Origin of the sequence: Armatimonas sp. (assembly GCF_031410135.1) — a bacterium.
Lineage (GTDB): Bacteria > Armatimonadota > Armatimonadia > Armatimonadales > Armatimonadaceae > Armatimonas.
This window is the reverse complement of record NZ_JANNYP010000798.1, coordinates 1-8,852: the sequence shown is the minus strand read 5'-3', so window position 1 is coordinate 8,852 and position 8,852 is coordinate 1. Positions and strand designations below refer to the sequence as shown.

The 8,852-nt window shown below is 58.2% G+C and carries 9 protein-coding genes; 4 read left to right on the top strand and 5 right to left on the bottom strand.

What is annotated here, in order from left to right:
* On the top strand, positions 1–588 hold a 588-nt coding region (locus RMO15_RS29365), incomplete at its 5' end, for a glycosyltransferase family 1 protein (RefSeq protein ID WP_309721501.1).
* A 7-nt stretch (positions 589–595) separates the two neighbouring features.
* Here the strand turns inward: RMO15_RS29365 and RMO15_RS29360 are convergent.
* Genes RMO15_RS29360 through RMO15_RS29340 form a run of 5 tightly spaced genes read right to left on the bottom strand, consistent with a single transcriptional unit; the run spans position 596 to position 5,487 of the window.
* Positions 596–1,768 (bottom strand): ABC transporter permease, encoded by a 1,173-nt coding sequence (locus RMO15_RS29360; RefSeq protein WP_309721498.1) that lies wholly within the window; start codon positions 1,766–1,768, stop codon positions 596–598.
* Complete coding sequence (locus tag RMO15_RS29355; protein WP_309721496.1) at positions 1,765–2,589, bottom strand: ABC transporter ATP-binding protein; 825 nt, start codon at positions 2,587–2,589, stop codon at positions 1,765–1,767. The genes RMO15_RS29360 and RMO15_RS29355 overlap by 4 nt, the downstream gene beginning before the upstream one ends.
* Positions 2,590–2,635: 46 nt before the next feature.
* The gene (locus tag RMO15_RS29350) at positions 2,636–4,018 is read right to left on the bottom strand and encodes an alpha-L-fucosidase (protein ID WP_309721493.1); all 1,383 of its coding nucleotides are present in this window, start codon (positions 4,016–4,018) and stop codon (positions 2,636–2,638) included.
* Between the two features lie 38 nt (positions 4,019–4,056).
* Positions 4,057–5,010, bottom strand: coding sequence for a 4-hydroxy-3-methylbut-2-enyl diphosphate reductase (ispH, locus tag RMO15_RS29345; protein WP_309721490.1), 954 nt, complete (start codon positions 5,008–5,010; stop codon positions 4,057–4,059).
* A gap of 6 nt (positions 5,011–5,016) precedes the next feature.
* Complete coding sequence (locus tag RMO15_RS29340; protein ID WP_309721487.1) at positions 5,017–5,487, bottom strand: hypothetical protein; 471 nt, start codon at positions 5,485–5,487, stop codon at positions 5,017–5,019.
* Between the two features lie 183 nt (positions 5,488–5,670).
* Between RMO15_RS29340 and ftsH the strand changes: the two genes are divergently transcribed.
* The 3 genes from ftsH to RMO15_RS29325 all read left to right on the top strand — a co-directional run.
* Entirely contained in the window at positions 5,671–7,674 is a 2,004-nt protein-coding gene (gene ftsH / locus RMO15_RS29335) for an ATP-dependent zinc metalloprotease FtsH (RefSeq protein ID WP_309721484.1), read from the top strand.
* Between the two features lie 58 nt (positions 7,675–7,732).
* On the top strand, positions 7,733–8,077 hold the full coding sequence (locus RMO15_RS29330) for a hypothetical protein (protein WP_309721482.1): 345 nt from the start codon (positions 7,733–7,735) through the stop codon (positions 8,075–8,077).
* The coding region (locus tag RMO15_RS29325) for a glucoamylase family protein (RefSeq protein ID WP_309721479.1) at positions 8,064–8,852 on the top strand (789 nt) is incomplete at its 3' end. The genes RMO15_RS29330 and RMO15_RS29325, both read left to right, overlap by 14 nt.

Below are 8,852 nucleotides of genomic sequence, written 5' to 3'. Positions count from 1 at the left end.
AGAGATATTACGGAACTTGATCTCATCCGAGATCGCTATAACCTGCCCCAGGGAGATTATCTCCTTGGATTAGGAAGTCTCTCCCCTCATAAGAACTTACCTAATATGCTTGCGGCATATACATTACTTTACCAAGAACATCGTCAAACACCTCCTCTTGTGCTCATTGGTAGGCGCTCTGCCGAACATGAGAAGCTGCTCGCGGATCTACCCGTCGAGGTGGCACAGACTATTCGATTTGCAGGGTTCGTGGAAGATGCGGACCTACCTGCGATCTACTCGGGTGCTTCCGTCTTTCTCTTTGTCTCTCGTGCAGAAGGCTTTGGATTACCGCCGCTGGAGTCACTACGCTGTGGCACTCCGGTGGTTGTCTCCAATACTACTAGTCTTCCTGAAGTGGTCGGTGATGCGGGTCTCCACGCTCCCCCGGAAGACCCTGAGGCCATTGCCACTGCAGTATGGAGCCTTTTAAGTGATGCAACGTTGTATGCCACGCTTAGGGAGCGTGGACTCAAGCGAGCCGCATTATATACCTGGGAACGCTGCGTCGAGGGGCTCTATACACAATATCAAGCGATGCTTTCCTGAGCCCATCTCAATCTTCCCAGCGGAAGCGGGCAAGGGCAAACCCGGCGAAGGCGACGGCAAACCCTAAGACGATTCCCAGTGAGGGGAGCACTTCGACAAGTCCTAAGCCGCGCCAGGTGACCAGATCAAAGCCATCCACCGCCCAGCGCGTCGGGAGAATCAGTGAGACAGGCTGTATCCAAGCGGGCATCATAAACGTCGGGATCCACGCTCCCCCGAGAAAGCTCATGGTCAGCACGGCGGGAACGGCAAATGCCCGACACTGCCCTTCGGTGCGCCCCAGCGCGGCGATAAGCATTCCAAAGGCAGCCACCATCAGCGACGAAGCCACGGCGAGCAAAACAAAGCCAATCACACTGCCATTGATTCGAATCTCGTAGAACAGGGCTCCGAACGTCAGGACTGCCGAGAGTACGACCAGCCCGATGATACTTGAGGAGATCCAGCGGCTTCCTAAAATCAGCAGGCGAGAGAGCGGCGCGGCCCGCAGTCGCTTCCAGAGCCCGAGCCGTCGGTCGCGCACCATTCCGATGGCAAAGTCTATGGCGAAGAAGAGCAAGCCCTGAACGCCCATCCCGATAAAGACATGGGTCGCGCCTGCTTTTCCACCGCTCGCATCTGTGGGCTCGTTGGCGCTCTTAGCAACCATGGCCTCGCTCTCCATCTCACAAGGAGCGGACATACCACCACCTGCATCGCCTGCTCCACCGAATGCTTCTTGACTTACAACCTGCATCACCTGCTGGGTCATCAGGCCTCGTGCCATCTGTAAGTCCGCATTGTGCGCTGGGTCGTAGAGAAACGTGAGCTTGGGACGCGGGGCAGCCGGGTTGAACAAGGCGCTTGCGGACTGCGTGCCAAAGTCTTTGGAAATCACCAGTGCAACCGATACCTTGCCTTTACCAACCGCTTCTCGCGCCTGAGCCTCACTGGCTGCAGAGACTTTAAAGCTCTCATCGGTCTTGAGACCCGCGATGATCTTTTGCGAGACAGGGCTCTGATCATTGTCGGCGACCAAAACGGTGATAGCGGCTTTCTTGCCACTGCCGCCTCCGCCAAAGATCATGGCAAAGAACGAGGCCAGCATGATCGGGATAAAAATCGTGGCGATCATGGCCCGCTTATCGGAGAAAAAGAGGCGCAGGTCGTTGCCAACCAGCGTACGAAAAACAGCGTTCATGCGTCGCGCAGGCTCCTTCCGGTCAGATGCAGAAAAACAGACTCCAGCCCACCGCGCTCCGTGGCCTCTTGCCAGCTCAGACCATGGGATCTTAAAAGCTCTAAGAGCACCTCGTCGGCCTCCAGCGTAATCGCACGTCTCTGGGTGGTTGGCAGCAGCTCACGAAGCTCAGCCTGCGTCCCTTCGGCGACAATCTGGCCCTGGTCCATAATGGCGATTCGCTCGCAGAGCCGCTCGACTTCTTCCATGTAGTGCGTGGTGTAGAGCAGGGTCAGCCCACTCTGAGCGAGTTTTTCAAGCGCCTCAAAGATCGCATTGCGGCTCTGCGGGTCTACGCCCACCGTGGGCTCGTCCAGTACCAGCAGCTCAGGCTCATGGAGCAGCGCCGCAGCCAGGTTCAGGCGGCGCTTCATCCCACCCGAGTAAGTACGCACCCGACTCTTTGCCCGGTCGGTTAGCCCGGCCACCTCTAGTGCAACATCCACACGCTCGGTGAGCTTTGCTCCTCCCAAGCCATAGATAGCGCCAAAAAAGCGCAGATTCTCCACCGCCGTGAGATCCTCGTAGAGCGCCAATTCTTGAGGCACGTAGCCGATCTTACTCTTCAGCGGGTCGCTCTCACCGGAGAGCGGCTCACCGTGGAAGAGAATCTCGCCGCTATCGGGCTTGAGGGCACCGACCAGCATCGAGATAGCCGTAGTCTTGCCCGCACCGTTGGGGCCGAGCAGTCCAAAGCGCTCCCCCCGTTTCACGCAGAACGAGAGGCGATCTACCGCCACTCTCTCCCCATAGCGCTTGGTCAGATTTTTAAGTTCGAGCATCGTACCACCAAGAACACTCAGGGAGGCTATTTAGTTACAAAAAGGTCTATTTTATGGGAGCAGAGAGAAACTGCCGAGGTTCCACAACAAGCACTCCATCAAACTCCAGCACGATCACAGGAAGGAGCTGGCCTTTGAGGGCTTCGGGGAGGGTGATCCTCACCCCTTCCGGGCTACCAACCGCAGGAATGGGCATACGAGCCTTGCCCAATGTGAGAGAGCCAGAGCGATTGCCGAGCGAATCTATTGTGAAGGCACCGGTCTTAGGATAACCCATCAGTGTCCGTGCACCCTTGAGCTTGGTCTTGAGGCCGGGCAGGATGATCTGCGCTTGGGTGGTATCAAAAACATGGAGATAGAGCTTGTTGCCCTTGCGCGTCACGCGGCCCCAGGGGAGTGGCTTGGGAAACGGGCTGGCCTGCGTGCCATAGATCGCCTCACCGTGCGTTTTGAGCCATCCACCCATCACTTCTAGGCGCTCTACGATAGGCTTCGGGAACGTGCCCTCCGGCGTTGGCCCGACATTAAGTAAGTAGTTGCCGCCCTTGCTAGCGCAGTCAATCAAGTTCTTAAGCAGTGTCTCAGCGGACTTCCAGTTCATGTCCTTGGTCTTAAAGCCCCAGGTGTCGTTGAGGGTCATGCACGACTCCCAGTCCACGCCCTCACCAAAGCCATTGGCAGGAATTTCCTGCTCGGGCGTGCCATAGTCGCCCGCAAAATCCCCCTTGGTCATCCCCTTCATGCCCTGTCGGCCCTTATCCACCCGGTTATTGACAATAATACTGGGCTGGAGCGAGCGCACGAACTTGTAGAGATCCTCGCCCTTATCGTGGGTCCAGGTGCCCTCCCACTCGCCGTCGAACCAGGCAATGCCAATCGGGCCGTAGTTGGTTAGAAGCTCTTTTAGCTGCCCCTTCATGTACTCGATGTAGCGACCAAAATTCGCCTCAGCCGTCGGGCGCTTGTCCCAGCCCCGGCGCGGCAGGTAGTCCGGGTGGTGCCAGTCCATGATGGAGTGGTAGAAGCACAGGCGAATCTTCTGCTTATGACACTCGGTGGCGAGCGCTTTAAGGATATCGCGCTTAAACGGAGTGCCCATGATATCCCAGTCCGTGAGCTTGGAGTCCCACAAACAAAATCCATCGTGGTGCTTGCTGGTGATGACGATATAGCGCATCCCTGCGTCTTTGGCCGTTCGCACCCACTCCTTGGCACTGAACTGCACCGGGTTGAACTGCGACTGGAGCGGCTCGTAGTCGGCGACCGTAAGCTGTGCGGAGTTAAAGATCCACTCCCCCACCCCGCCGATATCGCGGCCCTTCCAGACCCCGCCCGGCACGGCATAGAGTCCCCAGTGAATAAACATCCCAAATCGGGCCTCGCGGAACCAGGCCATCCTCCGCTCGCGGTCAATATCGTAGCGTTTCATAGAGTGATTGTACCCAAAAAGCGAGGACAATCTCCGTCCTAGGCGCGGTGAGATGGCAGCAACCGCTGGAGCTGCACCAATCCGGGCGGGAGCTTGAACTCGACATCTTCTTCAAGCACGACGAACTCTTCAACACTTGTCGCGCCGCGGGCTTTGAGCGCTTCGACAACGCCCTGGAAAATATCCTCGGGAGCGGATGCGCCGGAGGTCACGCCGACGGTCTGGGCACCGTCGAGCATTTCGTCGGTGAGGAAGCTGGCGTCGTCAATGAGAAACGCACGGGTACCGTGGGCCTCGGCGACTTGGCGGAGGCTCCGGGAGTTGCTGGAGGTTTGCGAGCCGATGACCAAGATCGTGTCGGCTTTCTTCGCGAGCACCTTGACGGCATCCTGGCGGTTCTGCGTGGCGTAGCAGATATCCGACGACGGCGGGTTCTCCATCCTGGGGAAGCGTGCCTTGAGTGCGTCCACAATGCCGCGTGTCTCGTCAATCGAGAGGGTGGTCTGGGTTAAGTAGATCAGTTTTTCGTCAGGCGGCTCGGGCAGGTGGGCGACCTCGTGCTCCTCGCAGACCAAGATCAGCTTTCCGGGAGCCTCGCCCATCGTGCCCTCGGTCTCGACATGGCCCCGGTGGCCGATAAAGAAGATACCGTAGCCGCGCTTGAGGAACTTATGGACCTCTAAGTGGATCTTGGTGACGAGCGGGCAGGTGCCATCAATCACATTGAGCTGCCGCTCTTTCGCTTCTTCGCGAACGGCGGGGGAGACACCGTGCGCTGAGAAGATCAGGTTGCTCCCCGACGGCACGTCGCTCAGAAAGTCCGTGAAGACCACGCCACGCTCGCGCAGTCGGCTCACCACGTGCTCGTTGTGGATGATCTCATGCCGCACGTAGAGCGGCGCACCATAGACCTCCAGCGCCACCTCCACAATCTCAATCGCCCGATCCACTCCCGCACAGAAGCCGCGCGGACCCGCTAGAAGAACGTTCATCGAGGATTATTGTATCGCCTGAAGCGCGAAGCGATAGAGGCGCGGGGTGTCTTCTAAAAGCAGGCTACGCTGGTCAAGCTGCGCGACCGTCTCGTAGTCCAGTGTTTTTGGGGGGCGTGTCAGGCGGGTGAGCGGGAGGCCATGCTGTCTTGCCCAGCGCTCGACAGGCGAGTCCTGCTCCCAGAGACGCTTCTTCGTCAGCACTCCAGACTCCATCGCGCCCTCGCCCTCATAGCGTGTCCATATCCCTCCCGTGGGAGTGAGCTGCAGATGAAAGACATCCGACGAGAAAGCCAAAGCGAGGCGTGGAGCGACACTCTCCAAACCCGCAACCGGAAGCGCCCGCCACAGCCGCTCTCCAATCGCATCCGAGATCAGAAGTTCCATAGGAAGTGGCTCACCACGCCGCGCTAAGCGCTCCAGAAAGCGCAAAACGGCCCCTGGTGAGGCACTACGCACAAAAAAAGCCTCTTGCACAAGGCACAGTGTACCCTTTCGGGAACCGTAGCACCTTAGATAACGTACTGTTAATCAAGTTAGGGCGGACAGTGGAGAGAAACATCCCTGAGCCCGATAATCCCTGCGTGGTATAATGCCCGTACTGTTGGCGGGGTTGCTGAGGCGTTTTGAGCGCCCCCGTACCCCGAGGAGGCTTTCCGTTTGAACCGTATTTTGCGACTGGGTTTGCTGGTCGTTTCCGTGATCGCCGTGGGTTTCTTCTTACTCAAGGGGCCACTCTCGCGCACGTCTTTCCCCTGGTTTAACGCGCCACAGCAACTTGAGTATAGCGAGTTCCTGGAAAAAATCAATCAGGGCAAGATCGTCGCTTCTGGGAAGTTCCATAAGGGCACTTTTATTGGTAAGTTCCATACCAATGCCCCCGGTGCCGTGAGCAATAAGCTGGACTTCCAGGTAGCGCTCCCCCCCGATCAGCCAGAACGCAGTCGCCTCACCAAGCTCCTGAGTGAAAAAGGGGTGGCATTTGGCTGGGAGCCTGAAGGCCCGATGGACTACGTCCTCGCCTCGCTCCTGCCCATTCTCGCTCTCGTTATCGGAGCCGGTGTGATCTACATGATCTTTAGCCGCGCTGCCCAAAACGGCAACAATCAGGCGATGAACTTCACCAAAGCGAAGCATCGTCGGCCTAGTGAGAACGTCCCCAAGGTGACGTTCGACGATGTGGCGGGCGTTGAGGAAGCTAAACAAGAGCTCCAGGAGATCGTGGATTTCCTCAAGAACGCTCGTCGGTTCCAGGCGCTTGGTGCTAAGATTCCCAAGGGAGTTCTGCTACTAGGCCCTCCTGGCTCGGGTAAAACCCTGTTGGCTCGGGCCATTGCAGGCGAGGCGCAGGTTCCTTTCTTCCATATCTCAGGCTCAGATTTTGTCGAGATGTTTGTCGGAGTGGGCGCTTCCCGCGTCCGTGATCTCTTCGATACGGCTCGCCAGAATCGTCCGGCACTGGTCTTCATTGACGAGATTGATGCCGTCAGTCGCCAGCGCGGTGCGGGCTGGGGCGGCGGCCACGATGAGCGTGAGCAAACCCTCAATCAGCTCTTAGTCGAGATGGATGGCTTCGATCCCAACTCTGGTGTGATCCTGATCGCCGCCACCAACCGCCCTGATGTGCTCGACCCCGCGCTGCTTCGTCCGGGACGTTTCGACCGCCGTGTGGTGGTGGATGCGCCGGACGCCAAGGGCCGCGAGGCGATTCTCGGTGTCCACACGCGTGGTAAGCCGATGGACGATGACGTGAACTTGGAGAGCATCTCCAAGCGTACGCCGGGCTTTGCGGGTGCCGAGCTAGCCAACCTTGTCAATGAGGCTGCGATTCTCGCAGCTCGTCGCGAGAAAACCAAGATCGGCATGTCCGAGTTTGAAGAGGCGATTGACCGCGAGATGATGGGGCCGGCACGCAAGAACCGCCTGATGACCGCAGTCGCCAAGCGCCGCACCGCCGTTCATGAGGCGGGCCATGCCCTGATCGCCGAGCTTCTAGCCAATGCGAACCCCCTACATAAAGTGACAATCTTGCCACGTGGTCGGGCGCTGGGCGTGACCATCACTCTACCCACGGAGGATCGCTACAACCAGACCAAGGCCGAAATGGAGGACATGATCGCCATGGCACTGGGCGGGCGAATCGCAGAGATCCTAGCCTATGGTCAGGAAGGTGGCCTAGATACGGGCGCTTCCAATGACCTTGGGCAGGTCACCGAGATTGCACGAGCAATGGTCTGTGAGTTCGGGATGAGCGAGCGCCTAGGCAACCGCCGGATTGGCAAGCGTCATGGCAATGGCTTTCTCGGTGGCAGCGGAGGAATGGAAGAGCGAGACTACTCGGATGAAGTCGCCAAGATCGTGGACGAAGACATCCAGAATATCATTGACCGCAACTACCAGCGCGCCGAGGATATTCTCCGCACTAACCGGACTGTCTTAGATCGCTTGACAGATGCCTTGATTGAGCGAGAGACACTGGATCGCGACGAGTTCCTGGCCCTGATTCAGGACGCTATCGCTCCCAGTATCGGGGGACGAAAGCCCGAGCCGCCAAGCAAGCCCCAGGAGCCACCCGCACCGCCTGCTCCCTCGGAGCCTAGCGAACCCTCCGCGACGCGACCTGCCAGCTCACGGCCTACACGCCTCGAACCCGGCATGGCGTAAAAAAGAAAGTCGTACCGCCGGGCGAAAACCTTCGCCCGGCGGTATTATTTTGTCTGGCATGAATGAAGACCGCGTCCCCACAAACTATAAACTCATCCGGCTTGTCCGCACTCAGAGCAGCGAGGTCTATCTCATCTGGGACGACGACCGGCGCATTGGGCAGATTGACCTGCACTATGCCCATGACACCATCCACGGCACTCTGATCCTAGAAGCGGATCTCCCCATCGAGCAAGAAGAGGGCCTGATCGCGCAGATTGACGATGATATTGCGCAGTCCTATCTGCCTAACTTCGACCGTGAGGACTTTCTGATCACGGTCTTCCGGGGCGAGGAGATCAGCCACTACACCGATACCTCTGGTGCAGCCGATGATGAGCCCTTCGACGATGACGACGACTAACCTCTCACTTGAAACGCTCGCCCAGCGGGCCTTTACGTTTTTTTGGCAGGAGACAAATCCTCAGACGGGCCTGACTAAAGACCGGGCAAAAAATATAGGGAAGGCTGATGACTATACAGTCGCCTCAGTGGCCGCCACGGGCTACGCACTTGCCGCACTCCCCATCGCGGCAAGCCGTGGCTGGATCAAGAAAGCTGAGGCGCAGAAACGTGCCCTTCTTACCCTGCATTTTCTGAGCAATCAGCTCTCCCACGAACATGGCTTTTTCTACCACTTTATAGACTGGCGCAACGGAAAGCGGGTCTGGAGCTGCGAGCTCTCGTCCATTGACTCCACCTTGCTCTTTCTGGGAGCCCTAGCCGCTGGGCGCTATTTTAAAGGGGAACATGCCGAGCTCGCCGATGCTCTCGTGGCCCGCGCCGACTGGCGCTGGATGCAAAACGGGGGCAAAAATCTTGCCCCCTGCATGGGCTGGAAGCCTGAGTCGGGCTTTTTAGAGGCGCGCTGGAGTGGCTACACGGAGGCAAGCTACCTCTATCTCTTGGCACTGGGTACGCCAACCCACCCTTTGCCACAAGCCTCGTGGGATGCACTGAGCTTCACCGAGAACCCCGCTGTGCCCGCCTTTTGGGCACAGATGACACCATGCTATATTAATTTGCGGGGGCAAAAAGACCGTCAGGGTCGCGACTGGTGGGCAATCTTCCAGCGCTCCCATGAGTACCAGGTGGCTTTCTGTGCGAAAAATGCCGAGAAGTTCGTGACCTACCGTGAG

Coding starts and splice junctions, on each gene's coding strand:
- RMO15_RS29330 (WP_309721482.1), top strand. CDS start 7,733: ATGAATGAAGACCGCGTCCCCACAAACTATAAACTCATCCGGCTTGTC.
- RMO15_RS29350 (WP_309721493.1), bottom strand. CDS start 4,018: ATGAAACGCTACGATATTGACCGCGAGCGGAGGATGGCCTGGTTCCGC.
- RMO15_RS29360 (WP_309721498.1), bottom strand. CDS start 1,768: ATGAACGCTGTTTTTCGTACGCTGGTTGGCAACGACCTGCGCCTCTTT.
- ispH (WP_309721490.1), bottom strand. CDS start 5,010: ATGAACGTTCTTCTAGCGGGTCCGCGCGGCTTCTGTGCGGGAGTGGAT.
- RMO15_RS29355 (WP_309721496.1), bottom strand. CDS start 2,589: ATGCTCGAACTTAAAAATCTGACCAAGCGCTATGGGGAGAGAGTGGCG.